Source organism: Curtobacterium sp. MR_MD2014, from assembly GCF_000772085.1.
In the GTDB taxonomy this organism is placed as follows: Bacteria; Actinomycetota; Actinomycetes; order Actinomycetales; family Microbacteriaceae; genus Curtobacterium.
This window is the reverse complement of sequence record NZ_CP009755.1, coordinates 3,073,165-3,091,405: the sequence shown is the minus strand read 5'-3', so window position 1 is coordinate 3,091,405 and position 18,241 is coordinate 3,073,165. Positions and strand designations below refer to the sequence as shown.

Below are 18,241 nucleotides of genomic sequence, written 5' to 3'. Positions count from 1 at the left end.
GTCGCGAGACATGCCGCTCAGGTCTTCGGCCAGCGGCACGTCGTGCGACCGGAACGATCTCGGGCGGCGCGTTGTGCGACCAGGACGGCGGGCACGAGACCTGCGAACGCGAGATGCATGCGCAGCACGTGAGCGACCACGAGACCTCCGGACACGACGAAGGCCGCCCCGTCCGGGGCGGCCTTCGTCGTACGTGCTTCCGGTGCGTCAGGCGCGGCGCATGCGCAGCGCCTCGACCGCGAGGGACTCCGTGCCGTAGCGCCCGATCTCCTGTGCCCAGGCCGGGTCGTCGCCGCGCAGGGCCGTGTACTCCTTGCCCTGCCGGCACACGTAGCCGAGGACGGCGGTGGCGGTGGCGACCTCGACGAAGTCGGTGCGGATGTGCCGCGTGGTGACGCGGGCGTTCCGGCGGAGGGTGTCGAGGAGGAGCTGGTTGCTCATCGTGGTGTTCGTCGCTGCGGCGAGCTCGACGATGCGGCGCGCGTCACCGGTGGTGCTGGCCTGCGTGGCGTCGATGGGCTCGGTCACGGTGTACCCCGTTCGTTCTCTGGTGCTGCGGTCCTGTTCGGTCCGTGGATCAGGACCGGGAACGACACTATCGGCGCTGTGCAGGCAAACCGCTGAACAGGGTCTGGACTGTGCACAAGACGCACCATGAACATCCTGTGACGGAGTTGTACCCCGGTAGGCGTCTCACGGAAGAGGAGGTGGGCCCCGTGGGGCTCGAACCCACGACCCTCGGATTAAAAGTCCGGTGCTCTACCGACTGAGCTAGAGGCCCTCACCCGCAAGGCTAGCGGGTGAGGGCCTCCAGACGAGAACCAGTGCTGTCGGTCAGCTGCGGCGCCCGGTGAGCGTCCGCAGGAGCCACATGACCACCGCGATGACGAGCAGCACGATGCCGACCCACAGCAGGAACTTGAGGCTCGCGGTGAAGCCACCGACGAACAGCAGGACGACCGCGATCACGGCCAGGATGACGAGCAGGGCGTTCATGGAGTCTCCTCTTCTCAACGTCCGGGAGGAGTGCCTCCCTGCCGGAGCACGGTACCCGTGCGCGCCCCGTTGCGTTCGTGGCGAACGGGGGACGTGGGCGTCGGCGGCCGCGCCTACACTCGCCGGGTGCCTCGCGATCACCACCGTCCCGTCCACTTCACCGACCAGGAGTTCGCCGCGATCCAGGGCGGCGAGGACCCGGCACTGGTGAACCGTGTCGCGCACGAGACGGCGAACGCGCTGCTCCACCGCGTGCGGCAGGACCCGGACCCGGCGGTGGTCGAGCGTCTCGTGACGTACACGGACGTGCACGGCATCGATGCGATCGCCGAGCTGTGGGCCCGCGTGGGCGCGCACACGCTCCCGGGGGCACTGTGGCGCATCTACCTGGTGCGGGTCGTCATCCGGCAGAACCCGGAGGAGATCGCGTACTTCTTCGAGCGGGGCACGGAGCGGATCGGCACGATCGACGAGGCCGTCGCGGGTGCCGAGCAGCCGACGGGTCCTGCGGAGATCCTGACCCTGGCGGACCACATCCTGCACGGCCTCTACACGGGGGACCTCGCGGTGGCGCTCGACCGCGGCGCGGCGTTCTGCCGGCTGACCGCGGCGGGCGCGACCTCGGTGGCGGACGACGCCGACCTGACCGCGGGGGACCGCGCGAGCGAGCTGACGCGTCGGGCGCTGCGCTTGACGGAGCTCGCGGCCGACCTGACCGAGGCGGCGGCGCTCTGGCGTCGCGACAGCCTGGACTGAGCGAGGGGCGGGGCGGATCGACGCCGCGCCTCCAGACCGGCTACCGCCCACGCCGGATCGCGCCCCCGCTCGGACGTCACACGCCTGAGCACACGGGGCGACATCCGGGCGAGGGCGGGGCGCAGCGACAGACCGCGACGGCGGACGGCGACGAGCAGGGCCTGCGACGGTGGACGGCCTGACCCGACCGCCCCCGGACATGCGAAGACCGGGCCGCAGAAGCGCCTCTCGGCGCGAGGCCGCTCGAAGCGGCGAATTTTGGAGCCCGGGGCTTGCTGCGGCCCGGCGAGATCGATCCTACGAGACACGTCCTGTGCACGTGGCCGTGTTCACTCTCGGTGGACACGTTGCGCGGTCGGGCGCGTCACGGACACACGCAGCCGCAGCGCACGCAGCCGCAGTACGCACGGCCTCGCAGACGTCCCAAGCGCACAACCGCACATCCGCACCCTGCACACCGGGCGGGCGGACGCGCAGCAGGCGACCAGCAGACACGACCCGAACACAGTTCCTGCACCCGGGACGGGCACGTCGCCCAATCCGCTCGGGCGACGGTGCCGAACAGATGGTGTGACGCTCCTCGCGGACGTCACAGCGAGGGCCCGCTCGACCCGGTCCGGTACCCGCCGGTCAATTCCCTGCGGGTCGTGCGGCCCTCGCCCAGACTCCACCGCCGCGAGGATCCGAACCACCCGAACCCGACCTGCGAAGTGATTGCACATGTCGGAACCGATGCCACCGAGAGGGGGGAAACCTGCAATGCTTGCGCTCGTGGAACACGACACCGAGGCCTGGAGCTCCACCGAGCCCACCCCCGTGTCGCCTGACGATCTGCTCGCCCGCGTCGCCTCCGGCGACCAGGCAGCCTTCTCCGACCTCTACGACGCCCTGTCGGGTCGTGTGCTCGGTCTGGTGACGCGACTGCTGAAGGACCGCGCCCAGTCCGAGGAGGTCACGCAGGAGGTCTTCCTCGAGGTGTGGCAGCAGGCCACCCGCTTCGACCGTTCGCGCGGCACCGCCGCCAGCTGGGTCCTCACCATGGCCCACCGACGAGCGGTCGACCGGGTCCGGGCATCGCAGGCGTCGCACGACCGGGACACCAAGATCGGCATCCGCGACCTGGAGTCCGGTTTCGACCAGGTCTCCGAGTCGGTCGAGATCCGGATCGAGCACGAACGCGTCAGCCGCGCGCTCGCCAAGCTCACCGAGTTCCAACGCCAGGCGGTGCAGCTCGCGTACTACGGCGGCTACTCGCACAGCGAGATGGCCGAACGGCTCGGTGTCCCGATCGGCACCGTCAAGACCCGTCTCCGTGACGGGATGATCCGACTCCGAGACGAGATGGGGGTGACGTCATGACCGAACGCCACGACGACCCTGCCCTGCTCACCGGGTCGCACGCCCTGGACGCCCTCTCGGACGACGAGCGCGCGCTCCTCGAGCACGCTCTGACGACGTCGCCGGAACTGCAGGCCGAGACGGACTCGCTCCGCGAGACCGCGCTGCAGCTCGCGTACGCCGTCGAACCGATCGACCCTCCGGCGTCGCTCAAGGCGTCGCTGATGGCACAGATCGCACGGACCCCGCAGGCCGCGCCGACGGACCGCACGGCGCCGGTTGCCGGCCTGGAGGCTCCGCTCGCCTCCGCCGCGTCCCCCGCGCCCGTCGTCGGAGCAGCTCCCGCCCCGGCGCCGGTCGCCGAGACCGGGAACGTCATCGGTCTCGGAGCGGCTGACGCCGCCGGGTACGCCGACGGTGCGGCATCCGCGAAGGCCCGCCGCCGCTGGTTCCAGCGTCCGGCAGCCGCCCTGTCCGCCGCAGCCGCCGTCGCCGTGGTGTTCCTCGGTGTCGGGCTCGGCGTCGGCACGAACTTCGGCCAGACCGAGGGGACCAGCCCCGGGACCACGCAGGCCTCCGGCACGCTCGACTCGATCTACGCCGCGTCCGACTTCCAGCGCACGACCGCGAAGGTCCCCGGTGGGGGCTCCGCGACCGTGGTCTGGTCGCATGACGTGGGCAAGTCCGCGGTGATCCTCGACGGCGTCGAGCAGGCGCCGCAGGGCAAGACGTACGAGCTCTGGTACATCGGCTCCGAGGGTGGCGAGATCGTCCCCGCCGGTCTGGTCGACAGCGCCCGCAACGGCGTGCACACGGCGGTCCTCGACGGCAAGCTCACGCCGGGTGCGGCGATCGGCATGACGGTCGAGCCGGAGGGCGGCTCCGACCAGCCGACCTCGACGCCGCTCATGGCCGTCCCCACGACCCAGGCGTAGCACCAGCCCACCCGGACGGCGGGCAGCGGATCATCCGCTGCCCGCCGCTCGTCCGTGCGGGGCCGTGGAGCGCACGACGGAGGCCCGGTGCCGTCCGTGGCGGACGTGCGCCGGGCCTCCAGGCCGACCGTCAGGAGACGGACCGGGTGCCGATCACCCGAAGCGACCCGAGACGTAGTCCTCGGTCGCCTGCACCGACGGGTTCGAGAAGATCGTCGCGGTGTCGTCGAACTCGATGAGCTTGCCGGGCGCACCGGTCCCCGCGATGTTGAAGAACGCGGTCTTGTCGCTGACGCGCGACGCCTGCTGCATGTTGTGCGTGACGATCACGATCGTGAAGTCCTTCTTGAGCTCCTCGATCAGGTCCTCGATCGCGAGGGTCGAGATCGGGTCGAGCGCCGAGCAGGGCTCGTCCATGAGCAGGACGTCCGGCTGCACGGCGATCGCCCGGGCGATGCAGAGCCGCTGCTGCTGCCCACCGGACAGGCCCATACCGGGCTTCTCGAGGCGGTCCTTGACCTCGTTCCACAGGTTCGCGCCCTGCAGCGAGCGCTCGACGACGTCGTCGGCCTCGGACTTCGAGACACGCTTGTTGTTGAGCTTCACGCCGGCGAGCACGTTGTCGCGGATCGACATCGTGGGGAACGGGTTCGGACGCTGGAACACCATGCCGACCTGCCGGCGGACGAGCACGGGGTCGACGCCCTGGCCGTAGAGGTCGTCGCCGTCGATCTTGACGGAGCCCTCGACGTACGCGCCGGGGATGACCTCGTGCATGCGGTTCAGCGTGCGGAGGAAGGTGGACTTGCCGCAGCCCGACGGGCCGATGAAGGCGGTGACGGTGCGGGGCTCGATCGTCATGTCGACGCCCTCGACGGCCTTGAACTTCGAGTAGTAGACGTTGAGGCCGTCGACCTCGATGCGCTTGGACACGTGGTTTCCTCCGGGGTGGGTGGTCGTTGCCGCTCCGCTGACGCGGTGCGCGGGCGGGCCGTGCTGGCCGATGCTGTCGGCCGGAGCGCGGGCGCTCGGTGCTAGCGGGGGAGCTTGGGGGCGAAGAGTCGGGTGATGAAGCGGGCGAGCAGGTTGAGCACCATCACGATGAGGATGAGGACGAGTGCCGCGGTCCAGGCCCGGTCGACGAACGGCACCGGGTTGGCGCCCTGCTGCGAGTACTGCGTGTAGGCGAACACCGGCAGCGTCATCATCGGGTCCTTGAACAGGTCGTAGTTCATGCTCGCGGTGAAGCCGGCCGTCACGAGCAGCGGCGCGGTCTCGCCGATGACGCGCGCGATCGACAGCATGACGCCCGTGGTGATGCCGGCGAGGCTCGTCGGCAGCACCACCTTGAGGATCGTCAGGTACTTCGGCACGCCGAGTGCGTAGGACGCTTCGCGGAGCTCCATCGGGACGATCTTCAGGACCTCCTCGGTGGAGCGGACGACCACGGGGATCATCAGCACGCTCAGGGCGATCGAGCCGACGAGACCGAAGCGGGCACCGGGGCCGAGGAACAGCGCGAACAGCGAGTAGGCGAAGAGACCGGCGACGATCGACGGGATGCCCGTCATGACGTCGACGAAGAAGGTGATGCCCTTCGCGAGGGCGCCCTTGCCGTACTCGACCAGGTAGATCGAGGTGAGCAGGCCGATCGGTACGGAGATGAGCGCGGCGAACAGCGTGATCTCGAGCGTCCCGACGAGGGCGTGCAGTGCGCCGCCGCCCTCGGAGATGACGCCGCGCATCGACGAGTTGAAGTACTGGGCGTCGAAGCGGGCGAGGCCGTCGGCCAGGACCGTCCAGAGCAGCGACACCAGCGGCAGCACCGCGATGACGAAGGCCGTGACCACCAGCGAGGTGATCAGCCGGTCGACCGCCTTGCGCCCGCCCTCGACGATGCGCGAGACGACGACGATGAGCACGTCGAACAGGACGGTGCCGAGGAACAGGGCGGCGACGACGTTGAAGTCCTTCACCGCACCGCCCGCGTTCAGCAGGGCGAAGACCGCGACCAGGGCGACCCAGGAGCCGACGAGGAGGAGCCACGGCACGGACTTGTGCAGCTTGCCGTTGGCGTAGACGTTGCCGGCGGTGCCGGTCTGACGGAGGGCGAGGGACATCGGGCGTGACCTCTCAGGAGACCCGCTTGCGCACGATGTAGCGCGCCAGCATGTTGATGACCAGGGTGATGACGAAGAGGATCAGGCCCGACGCGACCAGTGCGTTCAGGGCCGTGCCCGACGCCTCGGCGAACTGCAGGGCGATGTTCGCCGCGATCGTCGAGGGGTTGAGCGACGTCAGCATCTGGAAGGTGACGTTCGTCGAGACCGACAGCACGAGGGCGATCGCCATCGTCTCGCCGAGCGCACGACCGAGGCCGAGCATGATCGCCGACACGATGCCGGACTTCGCGAACGGCAGGACGGACAGGCGGATCATCTCCCAGCGCGTGGCGCCGAGGGCGAGCGCGGCCTCCTCGTTGAGGGTCGGCGCCTGCAGGAAGATCTCGCGCATCACCGCGGTCATGATCGGGATCGCCATCACCGCGAGGACGATCGACGCGGTCAGGATCGTGCGGCCGGTACCGGACACCTGGCCGGAGAACAGCGGGAACCAGCCGAGGTACTCGTTGAGGAAGCCGTAGAACGGCTTGAGGAGCGGCGCGAGGACCACGATGCCCCAGAGGCCGTAGACGACCGACGGCACCGCGGCCAGCAGGTCGATGACGTACCCGAGCACCGGCGCGATGCGGCGCGGTGCGTAGTGCGAGATGAAGAGCGCGATGCCGAGGGAGAGCGGGACGGCGATCACGAGCGCGATGAGTGCCGAGTAGACGGTGCCGAAGACGAGCGGACCGACGTAGACCCAGAAGTTCGAGGCGTTGTTCGGCAGCTCACCGACCTTCGCCGAGAAGGCCGGGAGGCTCTGCCACACCAGGAAGGCGGCGACGAGCACGAGCACGAAGAGGATCAGGCTGCCGGCGACCACCGAGGCGGTCGAGAACACCCGGTCGCCGACGCGGACGACGGCCTTCGGCTTGGCGGGGGAGACGGTGGCCCCTGGCTGGGCCGGTGCGGTCGTCATGGGACTCCTGTCGGAGGGGAGGCCGGGCTCGTGGAGGAGCGGCCGGGGGAGGCGACGGGGTGGTGCTGGTGGGGCCGGGCGTGCCCGGTGGTGCTGGTGCTGCGTCCGGGCCGGACGGGCGAGAACCCGGACGCCGGTCAGGGTGGGTGGGACCGGCGTCCGGGTGCTCAGCGGGCCTTACTTGATGGAGGCGACGGCCTTCGCGGCCTTCTCCGACAGGTCGGAGGAGAGGGCGGCCGACTTGGCCTCCTTCGCGGCGGCCTCCTGCGCGTCCTGCGTGACGACGTAGTCGAGGTAGCCCTTCACGAGCGCACCCTTGTCGGCGTCCTTGTACTCCTGGCAGGCGATCGCGTAGGAGACGAGGACCAGCGGCCACGCACCCTCGGCGGTGTCCTTGCGGTTGATGTCGATCGCGAGGTCGTTCTCCTCACGGCCCGAGACCGTCTCGGAGTCCGCGACGACCTTGGCAGCACCCTCGGCCGAGATCTCGGTGGCCTTGTCGCCGACCATGAGCTTCGCCTTGTCGAGGTCACCGGCGCCCGAGTCGTCGATGTAGGTGATGGCGTTCGAGGCGCTGGCCATCGCCGAGGCGACGCCCGAGGTGCCCTTGGCCGAGTCGCCGACCTGGTAGGGGAAGGTCTGGCTGGGCTCTTCGGTCCAGACGTCCGACGCGTTCGCCGAGACGTACTCGGAGAAGTTCTGCGTGGTGCCCGAGTCGTCCGAGCGGTGGATCACGGTGATGTTCGAGTCCGGCAGGTCGACGCCCTTGTTCAGGTCGGCGATCTCCGAGGCGTTCCACTTGGTGATCTTGCCCGAGAAGATGCCCGCGATGGTCTTCGCGTCGAGCGTCAGGTCGGAGACGCCGTCCACCTTGTAGGCGATGGCGATCGGGGAGATGTAGACCGGGATGTCGATGGCCTTGTCCGTGCACAGGTCGAACGAGCCCGAGAGCTCCTCGTCCTTCAGTGCAGCGTCGGAGCCGGCGAAGTCCGCGGCACCCGAGATGAAGTTCTTGCGACCGGCGCCGGAGCCGTCCGGCGAGTAGTTGACCGTCACGCCGGAGGCGACGTTCTGGAAGTTCGCAGCCCAGGTGGCCTCAGCGGTCTGCTGCGCCGACGAGCCGGAGCCGGTCAGCGTGCCCGAGAGCTTCGAGTAGTCGGTGCCCGAGCTCGAGGTCGGCGCTGCGGTGTCGCCGCTGCCGCTCTCGTTCGCCGCGCAGGAGGACAGCACGACGGCGCCGGCGATCGCGATCGCTGCGATCGAACCGATTCGCTTGATGTTCAACAGGGGTCCCTTCGGGAATGTCAGTGCAGGCGGGACCGCTGCTGGTCCCTCGGGCCGGTGCTGACCCGGGAGCGACTGTAGGGACGCGAGGTGACGGGGATGACGCTCCTCGGTGAACGGGAGGTGAACGAGGGGTTGTCCCGGCTCGGGTGCCGGACGACCGAGCCGTGGTGGGTGCAGGATCGGGTCACCGTGCGTGGGTGAGACCCATGCAGGTGCATCGGTTCACGCGGCGGCGGCGCGGGTCGGATCGCCGCGCCGAGCGCTGGTCCGAAGGGTCTCCGTGGTGGCCCGTCCGGAGGCGCGGCTCACGACCGTCGCGGAGCCCGGCCTGGAGGCGCGGCTCACCACCGCCTCGGCGCTCGGCCTGGTGTTCACCGAGCGGACGGTCGTCTCCGCCCCGCTCGACTCAGGCCGGGACGGTGTTGCGGTGCGTCTCGACGGCGACGAGCTTCTCGCCCGCGATGTGGAGCACGGCGAAGTCCCCCACCGAGAGCATCGCGGCGCGGCGCAGGTCGAAGCGACGACGGTCGTCCGCGGTCGCGGAGGCGATGCGGGCGATGATGTCCGGCAGCACCGGACCGTGGGAGCACAGCACCGCGGACTTGGCCTTCGCGATCCGCTTCTGCACGACGCCCTTGACGTCGGCGGCGCCGCGGTCGTGGGCGTCCTGGCTGATGTCCGTCGTGCTGGAGACACCGACCTTCGTGCGCGCGGAGAGCGGCTCGACGGTCGCGAGGCACCGCGCCGCCGTACTGCTGACGATCTTCTTCGGACCGAACGCCGCGACGGGTGCTGCGACGGCCTTGGCCTGGGACCGTCCGACCGGCAGCAGCGGGCGGGTGGCGTCGGGGCCGTCCCAGTCCGAACCGGGCACGGTCTTCGCGTGCCGGAGGGCGATCAGCGCGAAGGTCCGGTGCTCACCGGCGGCGACGCGGTCGGCGAACCGGTCGAGGATCGCAACGTCGCGCTCGTACGTGAGCCGTGCCCGTGCCTGGTCGACGGTCACCCACTCGATCGCGGCGACCTCGTCGTTCGGACGGAACTTGCCCGCGCGGTCGTACTCCTTCGAGCCGACGCGGGCGGCCCAGTAGTGCACGACCTTGTCGCGACCACTCGGGAGCACGTACTCCGCCGTGCCGAGCGGCGCCCCGAGGTGCACGCGGTACCCGGTCTCCTCGTCGATCTCCCGGACGGCGGTCGTCGGGATGCTCTCGCCGGGGTCGACCTTGCCCTTCGGCAGGGAGACGTCCTGGTGGTGGTCCCGGTGGACGAGGAGCACCAGCGGTACTCCGTCCCGTTCACGCCAGACGACCGCGCCCGCCGCGACGACGGGCCCCGTGGGGCCGCCGCTCACCGAGCCGAACGCTTCCGGGCCGAGATCTTCCGCATGAGCACATTCTGCACGTCGTCGAGCGGGCGGCCGTCCGGGTCGGTGGAGCGGCGCGTCCACTCGCCGTCGGACTCGAGGTGCCACGAGCTCGTCGTCTCCGCCATCGCCAGGTCGAACATCTCCTCGACCTCGGCCACGTGTGCCGGGTCGGTGAGCCGGACCAGAGCCTCGACGCGACGGTCGAGGTTGCGGTGCATCATGTCCGCCGAGCCGATGAACACCAGCGGGTCGCCGTCGTTGTGGAACGTGAAGGCCCGCGAGTGCTCGAGGTACCGGCCGACGACGCTCCGAACGCGGATCGTCTCGCTGACGCCTTCGATGCCCGGCTTCAGCGAGCAGATGCCGCGCACCCACACGTCGACGGGCACACCGGCCTGGCTCGCCAGGTAGAGGGCGTCGATGATCTGCTCGTCGACCATCGAGTTGACCTTGATCCGGATGCCGGACGGCTTGCCGGCGCGGGCGTTCGCGGCTTCGGTCTGGATGCGCTTCACCAGCCCCTTGCGCAGGTGCAGCGGCGCGACGAGCAGGCGCTTGAACTTCTTCTCGATCGCGTAGCCCGACAGCTCGTTGAACAGGCGGGTGAGGTCCTTGCCCACCGTGTCGTCCGCAGTGAACAGCCCCATGTCCTCGTAGATGCGGGACGTCTTCGGGTTGTAGTTGCCGGTACCGATGTGGCTGTAGTGCTTGAGCGTGCCACCCTCCTGCCGGATGACGAGCACGAGCTTCGAGTGCGTCTTCAGTCCGACCAGGCCGTAGACGACGTGCACACCGGCCTTCTCGAGCTTGCGCGCCCAGGTGATGTTGTTCTGCTCGTCGAACCGCGCCTTGATCTCGACCAGGGCCAGGACCTGCTTGCCCGCGGCGGCGGCGTCGATCAGGGCCTCGACGATCGGGCTGTCGCCGGACGTGCGGTACAGCGTCTGCTTGATCGCCAGGACGTTCGGGTCGGCGGCGGCCTGCTCGAGGAACGCCTGAACGCTCGTCGCGAAGGACTCGTACGGGTGGTGCACGAGCACGTCGCGCGAGGCGATGGCGCGGAACAGGTCCGGCTTCGTGTTCGGCTCGCCGGGCTGGAACTGCACCGGCGTCGTGGGGACGTGGCGCGGGTAGTGGAGGTCCGGGCGCGCGATCTTCGCGATCTCGAACAGCCCGCCGAGGTCGAGCGGCGACGGCAGCCGGAAGACCTCCTGCTCGGTGATGTCGAGCTCGCGCACGAGCAGGTCGAGGGTCACCGGGTCCATGTCCTCGGTGATCTCGAGCCGGATCGGCGGGCCGAAGCGGCGACGGAGCAGCTCGCGCTCGAGCGCCTGGATGAGGTTCTCGGCCTCGTCCTCCTCGATCTCGACGTCCTCGTTGCGGGTGACGCGGAAGACGTGGTGCTCGAGGACCTCCATCCCCGGGAACAGGTCGTCGAGGTGGTTCGCGATGAGGTCCTCGAGCGGGATGAAGCGCATGCGCCCGGATCCGTCGTCGGGCAGCGCGATGAAGCGGGAGAAGTTCTGCGGCACCTTGAGGCGCGCGAACTCCTGCCGCTGGGACTTGGGGTTGCGGACCCGGACGGCGAGGTTCAGCGACAGCCCGGAGATGTAGGGGAAGGGGTGCGCCGGGTCGACCGCGAGCGGCATGAGCACCGGGAAGATCCGCTCGTTGAAGTACTCACGCATGCGCAGCCGGTCGGCCTCGTCGAGGTCGGACCAGTGCTCGACGTGGATGCCCGCGGCGTCGAGGTCGGGCTTCAACGACTCGATGAAGGCGGCGGCGTGCCGGTCCTGGAGCTCGTGCGCCTTCGCCGCGATGTCGCGCAGCACGTCGCTCGGTGCTCGCCCGACGTTGGTCGGGACCGCGATCCCGGTGTCGATGCGACGCTTGAGGCCCGCGACGCGCACCATGAAGAACTCGTCGAGGTTGGACGCGAAGATCGCCAGGAAGTTGGCGCGCTCGAGGAGTGGCTGCGTGCGGTCCTCACCCAGCTCGAGCACGCGCTGGTTGAAGCGGAGCCAGCTCAGCTCGCGGTCGAAGTAGCGGTCCGAGGGCAGCGACTCGTGCTCGATCTCGACGACCTCGTCGAAGTCGTCGAGGTCGGGAGCGACGGATTCGCCGTCGAGCTGCGGTTCGGTGTCCATGCCGACATCCTGCCACCAGCCCCCGCTGCCCGGAGGAGCACAGGTGGCCGCTGTGGAAACCGAGCGTGAACGACCCGCCTGTGCAGGGGCGTCTGCCTGTCGCGCCGGTCGTACCCCTCGAAGTGGGGGAGGAAACGTCACGATATACGGACGGTGACATTGCCGGGCTTCGCGGGTATGGTGGGCGGCGTTCAGGCCTCCGGGGGGATTCCACTGCGCGGGGGTGCAGGTACGAAGAGAATGAGGTTGACCATGTCGCGTGTCCTTTCCACCGAGCAGGCGAAGTCCGCCATCCGACAGATCCAGTCCATCGTGAACGGCGGCTTCACGGACCAGATCTCGCAGCTCGACGCCCAGGGGCGCATCCTGTCCGACTCGAACGTGTGGGACGGCCCGCTCGCCTCGACGTTCCGTGGGTCGACCTGGCCCGAGACCAAGGCTGCCCTCGACAAGGCGAAGACCGAGCTCGAGCAGCTCCGCACGCAGCTCGACAAGATCTCGCAGGACATCTTCACCGCGGGTGGCGGCGCGTAAGCACCCACCCCACGCCCGGTCCGCCGTCTCGGTGGGCCGGGCGTTCGCGGTCGGGGGGCCGACCGCACCACGGCACGTCGAGCACGACGGGCACGACCAGAAGGCCCAGCAGAGCCGGCGCGACCGGTTCGACCAGCACGACCAGTACGTCCAGCACCAGCTCCGGGGGGAACGACCATGGCCCAGATCCACGCCAACATGGATCCGATCGAGTTCGACGATGCGACGGCCGATGCGCTGCAGAGCGCGATGAAGTCGGCGGCGGGGGCGATCAACGGCCAGCGCGGCTCACGTCGCTCCTACGTCTCCACCGCGTCGCAGGAGTTCCGTGGCCGCTTCGCCCAGCTGTTCTCGTCGAACGCCGACGTGGCCGACTCGGACGCCGACCGGATCGCGACGGCGCTGGAGAAGGTCGCCGGTTGGGTCGGCCAGATGAAGGAAGCCGCGGCGAAGGAGCGGGACAACCGCAGGCGCGCTCGCGAGTGGCAGGAGCGCGAGGACGAGCGGAACGGCTTCCAGGACCTCTGGAACGACACCTTCCACTACGACCCGATGCCGGACATCAAGAACGACGCGCCGCCGACCTTCGAGCAACCGGACGTGCGCGCGCGGCCTCGTGAGACGCCGAACCCGGGTTCCGGTGGGGGCGGAGGCGGCGGGACGTCGTCGGCGCGACCGAGCGACCTCCGCTCCTTCGCGACCGGTTCGGTGTCGCTGGACAGTGCCCTCGAGGGACGACCCGCCGCACTGCGGGGGAAGCTCACCGAATTCGCCGCCAAGTGCTCGTGGGGCCACATCGACGCTGACAGCGTCGTCACCGCCTTCGAGCAGTGGCTCGGCGCAAACGCCCAGGACGCGAAGTGGGCCACCACCATCGCGGATGCCTTCACCGCGGCCGGCGGCGAGGGCAACGTCTCGACGGTCGCGGACTCCGCGCTCGCCGCGGCGCTCGCAGCCGCCGGGGTCTCCGAGACCCGCCAGGACCTGCAGTTCGAACCGCCGTCGGCGTACGGTGCGCAGCCCACGACGGGGTTCTCGATGGACCCGGTCAACACCTCGACCGGCAACTTCCTCGAACCGGAGCTCGACCTCGGGTTCACCGGCGCCTCGGCCTCGCTCGAGGTCACCCGCATGTACAACTCGCTCGACGAGCACGTCGGGATCTTCGGCCCGGGCTGGTCCTCGGTCCTCGAGACGCGCCTGCTCCTCGACGACGAGGGTGCGACGTTCGTCGGCGCCGACGGCCGTCAGATCCGCTTCCCGCGTTCCGGCGAGGGCTGGGACCGCGGGGTCGGCGAGAACCGCTGGCTCGCCGCCGAGGGCGACCTGCTCGTCGTGCGCGACAATGCCGGGGTCCGGATCGACTTCACCCCGTCCGGTCTCTGGACCGGGCAGCGAGGCGGAGTCGGGACGGCGGTCCGGGTCGTCCGCGACGCCGACGACCTCGTCGTCCGTCTCGAGCACGAACGCGGCCGCTGGGTCGAGATCGAGCACGTCGACGGACGCGTCGCGGTCCTCCGGGCCTCCGACGGTCGGCGGGTCGAGTACGGGTACGACGACCGCGGGCGACTCGTCAGTGTGACCGACCCCGTCGGTACCCGCCGCTACGGGTGGAACGACGACGACCTCGTCGTCACCGTGACATCGGCTGCCGGGGTCGTCGAGGTCGACAACACCTACGACGACCAGCGCCGTGTGGTCGAACAGGTCAGTCCGCACGGCCGAGCGGTGCGCTTCGCCTACCTGCCCGGCCGCGTCACGGTCGTGTCCGACCACGACGGCTCGCGCGCGAACTCCTACATCGCCGATGCCAAGGGCCGGCTCGTCGGGGTCATCGACTCCGACGACCGGCGACAGTCGATGAGCTACGACCGACACGGCAACCTGGTGTCGGCGACCGAACGCGACGGCTCCGTCACCGTGCACGCCTACGACGACCGCGGTCGGAAGACCCGGACGGTGACCCCCTCCGGCGGTGACGTCACCTACGGCTACGACGACCAGGACCGGGTGACCACCGTCGTCACCGAGGCCGGTGCGGTCGTGTCCTACGAGTACCGCGGCGACGACCGCGACCCGTCCGTCATCGTCGATCCGGTCGGCGGCCGCACCGAGCTCACGTGGACGGACGGGGTCCTCACCCACGTGGTCGACCCGACCGGGGTCGTCCTCGATCTCGAGCACGACGAGTTCGGCGAGCTGGTGGCGACCACGAACGCGGTCGGGGACACCGCCCGGATCGAGCGTGACGCGGCCGGTCGTCCGGTCGCCGCGGTCAGCCCGTCCGGTGCCCGGACCGAGTACCGCTGGGACGCGGCGGGGCTCCTCGTCGAGCGCCGCGACGCCGACGGTGCCGTCTGGCGGTACGAGCACACGGCCGGTGGGCGGGTCGCGGCGGTCATCGATCCGCTTGGTGCCCGCACCACCTCCGAGTACGCGGCGAACGGCGAGCTGGCGACGACCGTCGACCCCCTGGGTCGGCGGGTCACGCGGACGTTCGACGACCAGGGGAACGTCGCCGCCCTCGCCCTGCCGGGTGACGCGGTCTGGACGTTCGCGCACGACGGGTTGTCGCGCCTCCAGGCCGTCACCGACCCGACGGGCGCGACGTGGCGGCGCGAGTACGACGTCAACGGCGGCCTCGCCGCGACCGTCGACCCGACCGGCGTCCGGCAGGAGGTCGCACGGGACGTCGCGACCGGCGTCGCGACCCTGCGTGATGCGTTCTCCGCGACCACTGTCCGCTTCGATGAGTTCGGGCGACCCGTCGAGCAGACGAGTGACGAGACCGGTTCCGAGCTGGTGACGTACGACGCAGCTGGTCGGCCCGTCGAACTCGTCGACGGCGAAGGCGGCCTGATGCGCATCGAGCGCGACCTGGGCGGGCGGGTGACGGCGATCGTCAGTCCGTCCGGCGCCCGCTCGACCTACGAGTACGACGCCTGCGGGCGCCCGTCCGCAGCGGTGGACGCCACAGGAGCGCGGGCGACGCTCACGTACGACGCGGACTCCCGCGTCGTCGCCCGCACGTTGCCCACCGGCGAGGTCGAGGAGACCACCTACGACGCTGTCGGCCGCGTGGTCGCGCAGACCACGGCGGGATCCGGCACGAGCCGGTACCGCTACGACCGGGCCGGGAGGCTCGTCTCCAGCCACGACGCACGCTTCGGTCACCGACGGTTCCGCTACGACGCCGCGGGGCAGCTGGTCGAGGCAGTCGATGCCCTCGGCGGCACCACCCGCTTCGCCTACGACGAGCGGGGCCGGCTGACCGAGGTGACGGACCCTGCCGGCGGTGTCACGCAGCGTCGGTACGACGCAGCAGACCGCGTGGTCGCGGTCGTCGACCCGCTCGGCCGTGAGACGACGGCGCGGTACGACGCGGCCGGTCGCCAGGTGGAGCAGACCGACCCTGAGGGGCGCACCACCAGCCGGACCTTCGACGCAGCAGGCCGCGCGACCGAGGTCCTGGTCGACGGACAGCTGGTGAGCGAGACCCGACGCGACGTCGTCGACCGCACCGTCGTCATCACCGACCACACGCGCGGTGCGGGTCGGACGGTCGATCACGAGCTCGAGTACGACCGCCGAGGGCTCCTCGTCCGCCGGAGCCGCGGTGGGCGCTCCGTGTGGTGGGAGTACGACGCCGACGGCAACCGGGTCGCACGGATCGACCCGACGGGTAGGCGAACCGAGTGGCGCTGTGATGCATTGGGTCGCGCCGTCGTCGTCGAGCGACAGGGCCTCGCCGCGGCGACCTTCGCCTACGACGCAGCCGGGCGGATCGTCCAGGCGTCGACCGGCGACGTCGTCCAGTCGTGGTCCTACGAGCGCGGCGCCCTGGTCGCACACACGACGACGACGCCCGAGGGCGCGACGGTCACGCGCATCGAGCACGACGACCAGGGGCGCATCACCGCGATCGACGGAGCGGACGGACGCGTCGAGTACGCGTACGACGAGGCCGGGCAACTCGTCCGGTCCGGAGGTTCCGAGTGGGAGTACGGCGACGGCGGGCGGCTGCTCCGCGAGGTCGTCGACGGAGTCGAGACGACGTTCGAGTACGACGCGGCCGGGCAACTCGTCGCGTCCGTCCGGGGCGGGGAGCGGACGGAGTACCTGTACGACGGACTCGGTCGACGGGTACGTCGCACCAACGCCGACGGGTCGACCGCCGAGTACGCGTGGTCCGACCTGGGCTCCCTGACCGCCATCGTGTCGCGCGATCGCTCGTACGGCGAGACCGGCCGGTTCCAGATGTGGACCGACGTGCTCGGCGAGCTCGCTGAGGTCGGCGGCGCCGAGGTGTGGTGGGACTCTGCTGCGCCGCTGCCCGCGATGGTGTCGATCGGCGGGGAGAGCGTGCTCGACCTGCCGGGCGGCGCGGTCGCGCTGGGGGACGCCTGGGCCACCGCCGGCTGGCGGAGCGCCCGTTCGACGGATGCTTCGGACCCATGGGCGGTGCTCGCATCGGTCGAGGGAACGGCGCTGCCCACTGGCGTCTCGCTCACCGCTGACGGCGGGCTGTCGATCGCGGGGCTGGAGTGGCTCGGGGCGCGCGTCTACGACCCGGCGGCGCGGGGCTTCCTGTCGACGGACCCGTTGGCGCCCGTACTCGGCGCAGCGTGGTCGGGGAACCCGTACTCGTACGCCGGGAACGACCCGATGCACGCGATCGACCCCCTGGGGCTTCGACCGGCGACGGATGAGGACCTGGCGGCGTACCGGGATGCGAACCAGAGCTTCCTGTCGCGGGCTGCGAACTGGGTCGGGGACAACTGGGAGTACATCGCCGCCGGAGTCGCCATCGTGGGCGGGATTGCGCTCATGGCAACGGGGATCGGAGGCCCTGCCGGGATTGCGGCGATGGCACTGGCAGGCGGACTGATGAGCGGCGGGATCTCGGTGGCTTCGCAGAAAGCCACAACTGGGCAAGTCGATTGGGGCACCGTCGGGAAGGACGCTCTCATCGGGACCGCAACGGGGGCGCTCGGAGCGGGAACGGGTGCCGCACTCGCCGCGAAGATGGGAACGGGACTCGCGGCCCGTGCCGCGACTGGGGCGGCAAGCGGCATGGTGGAAGGCGGTGGTACGGGAGCGCTCAACTACGCGACCTCGCCCGGGCCCCACACCGTCAACGGCTTTGTTCAGGCCACCGCGACGCAGGCCACAATCGGAGCCTTGAGTGGCGGTTCCACTGCGTACCGACCGAAGTGGCTCTCGCGCGCGGATGCGTCGACCTTCGCCGGGGGACTGTACCGGTCGACTTACGTGAAGGAAGGAACGACGATGTTCCGTTCAGGAGATGTGAACGGGTTCCATTCGGGTAATTTCTGGTCCACGGACATGCCCAGAAGCGTCAGCCAGGTGCGCGAAGACAAGGCGCTTCCATACAGGTGGGCGAGTAGCGGTCAGGATTCGATTCAGAACGCTGGTTTCGCTGCAGAGTTCACGAAGAAGATGCCTGCTTACAAGGGTTTGACTGCTCCACAGACTGGCGCTGATGGCGACTACTGGCGGGGTGGCACGAATCAGACGTACGTGCCCGGCGGCTACGCTGCCACGGACGTGAAGGGATACTGGTCGCTGGTGCCGTGATCGGAGGACCGATGAGTACGAACTACGAGGAAGTGTCCCGGCTTTGCGCAGAGGTCAGCGGTTACCTACGCGGGGCGCACCATGAACAGGCCGCTCGCTGGTACGAGCAACAGGCGGCGGCGCTCAGGAGCGACGAAGGGGTTGAACGGGTCGCGCTGATCCGGGCAATACACGAGTCCGTTTCGGCTGGGGCTGGA

Annotated in this window: 13 protein-coding genes and 1 tRNA gene; 5 read left to right on the top strand and 9 right to left on the bottom strand. The window is 70.0% G+C overall.

Annotated features, from left to right (window positions below):
• Positions 1 to 207 precede the first annotated feature (207 nt).
• From NI26_RS14275 to NI26_RS17015, 3 genes are all read right to left on the bottom strand, one after another.
• Positions 208 to 528 (bottom strand): hypothetical protein, encoded by a 321-nt coding sequence (locus tag NI26_RS14275; protein WP_066656746.1) that lies wholly within the window; start codon positions 526 to 528, stop codon positions 208 to 210.
• Positions 529 to 708: 180 nt separating this feature from the next.
• A tRNA-Lys gene (locus tag NI26_RS14270) sits at positions 709 to 781 on the bottom strand.
• A gap of 53 nt (positions 782 to 834) precedes the next feature.
• Positions 835 to 996, bottom strand: coding sequence for a DUF2207 domain-containing protein (locus NI26_RS17015; protein ID WP_139197360.1), 162 nt, complete (start codon positions 994 to 996; stop codon positions 835 to 837).
• A gap of 126 nt (positions 997 to 1,122) precedes the next feature.
• Here NI26_RS17015 and NI26_RS14265 point away from each other — a divergent pair, with 126 nt between their 5' ends.
• The 3 genes from NI26_RS14265 to NI26_RS14255 all read left to right on the top strand — a co-directional run bounded on the left by NI26_RS14265 (position 1,123) and on the right by NI26_RS14255 (position 4,025).
• On the top strand, positions 1,123 to 1,752 hold the full coding sequence (locus NI26_RS14265) for a DNA-directed RNA polymerase subunit beta (RefSeq protein ID WP_066658739.1): 630 nt from the start codon (positions 1,123 to 1,125) through the stop codon (positions 1,750 to 1,752).
• A gap of 759 nt (positions 1,753 to 2,511) precedes the next feature.
• Positions 2,512 to 3,111, top strand: a complete 600-nt coding sequence (locus NI26_RS14260) for a sigma-70 family RNA polymerase sigma factor (protein WP_066656745.1) — start codon at positions 2,512 to 2,514, stop codon at positions 3,109 to 3,111.
• A complete protein-coding gene (locus NI26_RS14255; protein WP_066656742.1) occupies positions 3,108 to 4,025 on the top strand; it encodes an anti-sigma factor in 918 nt (305 codons plus the stop codon). The genes NI26_RS14260 and NI26_RS14255 overlap by 4 nt, the downstream gene beginning before the upstream one ends.
• A gap of 153 nt (positions 4,026 to 4,178) precedes the next feature.
• On the opposite strand, the gene pstB is transcribed toward NI26_RS14255, so the two are convergent.
• From pstB to NI26_RS14225, 6 genes are all read right to left on the bottom strand, one after another.
• Entirely contained in the window at positions 4,179 to 4,958 is a 780-nt protein-coding gene (gene pstB / locus NI26_RS14250; RefSeq protein WP_066656740.1) for a phosphate ABC transporter ATP-binding protein PstB, read from the bottom strand.
• A 101-nt stretch (positions 4,959 to 5,059) separates the two neighbouring features.
• On the bottom strand, positions 5,060 to 6,145 hold the full coding sequence (pstA, locus tag NI26_RS14245) for a phosphate ABC transporter permease PstA (RefSeq protein ID WP_066656738.1): 1,086 nt from the start codon (positions 6,143 to 6,145) through the stop codon (positions 5,060 to 5,062).
• A 13-nt stretch (positions 6,146 to 6,158) separates the two neighbouring features.
• Positions 6,159 to 7,109, bottom strand: coding sequence for a phosphate ABC transporter permease subunit PstC (gene pstC, locus NI26_RS14240; protein ID WP_066656736.1), 951 nt, complete (start codon positions 7,107 to 7,109; stop codon positions 6,159 to 6,161).
• A 177-nt stretch (positions 7,110 to 7,286) separates the two neighbouring features.
• Complete coding sequence (locus NI26_RS14235; protein ID WP_066656735.1) at positions 7,287 to 8,393, bottom strand: phosphate ABC transporter substrate-binding protein PstS; 1,107 nt, start codon at positions 8,391 to 8,393, stop codon at positions 7,287 to 7,289.
• 409 nt (positions 8,394 to 8,802) lie between these two features.
• Positions 8,803 to 9,750, bottom strand: a complete 948-nt coding sequence (locus NI26_RS14230) for an NUDIX hydrolase (protein WP_066656734.1) — start codon at positions 9,748 to 9,750, stop codon at positions 8,803 to 8,805.
• Positions 9,747 to 11,912 (bottom strand): RNA degradosome polyphosphate kinase, encoded by a 2,166-nt coding sequence (locus tag NI26_RS14225; protein ID WP_066656733.1) that lies wholly within the window; start codon positions 11,910 to 11,912, stop codon positions 9,747 to 9,749. Before NI26_RS14225 ends, NI26_RS14230 begins: the two co-directional genes overlap by 4 nt.
• Before the next feature lie 252 nt (positions 11,913 to 12,164).
• Between NI26_RS14225 and NI26_RS14220 the strand changes: the two genes are divergently transcribed.
• Positions 12,165 to 12,446 carry a hypothetical protein gene (locus NI26_RS14220; protein ID WP_058740961.1) on the top strand — a complete coding sequence of 94 codons (282 nt, stop codon included), beginning with the start codon at positions 12,165 to 12,167 and terminating at the stop codon, positions 12,444 to 12,446.
• Positions 12,447 to 12,623: 177 nt separating this feature from the next.
• Complete coding sequence (locus tag NI26_RS14215; RefSeq protein WP_066656731.1) at positions 12,624 to 18,044, top strand: DUF6531 domain-containing protein; 5,421 nt, start codon at positions 12,624 to 12,626, stop codon at positions 18,042 to 18,044.
• Positions 18,045 to 18,241 lie beyond the last annotated feature (197 nt).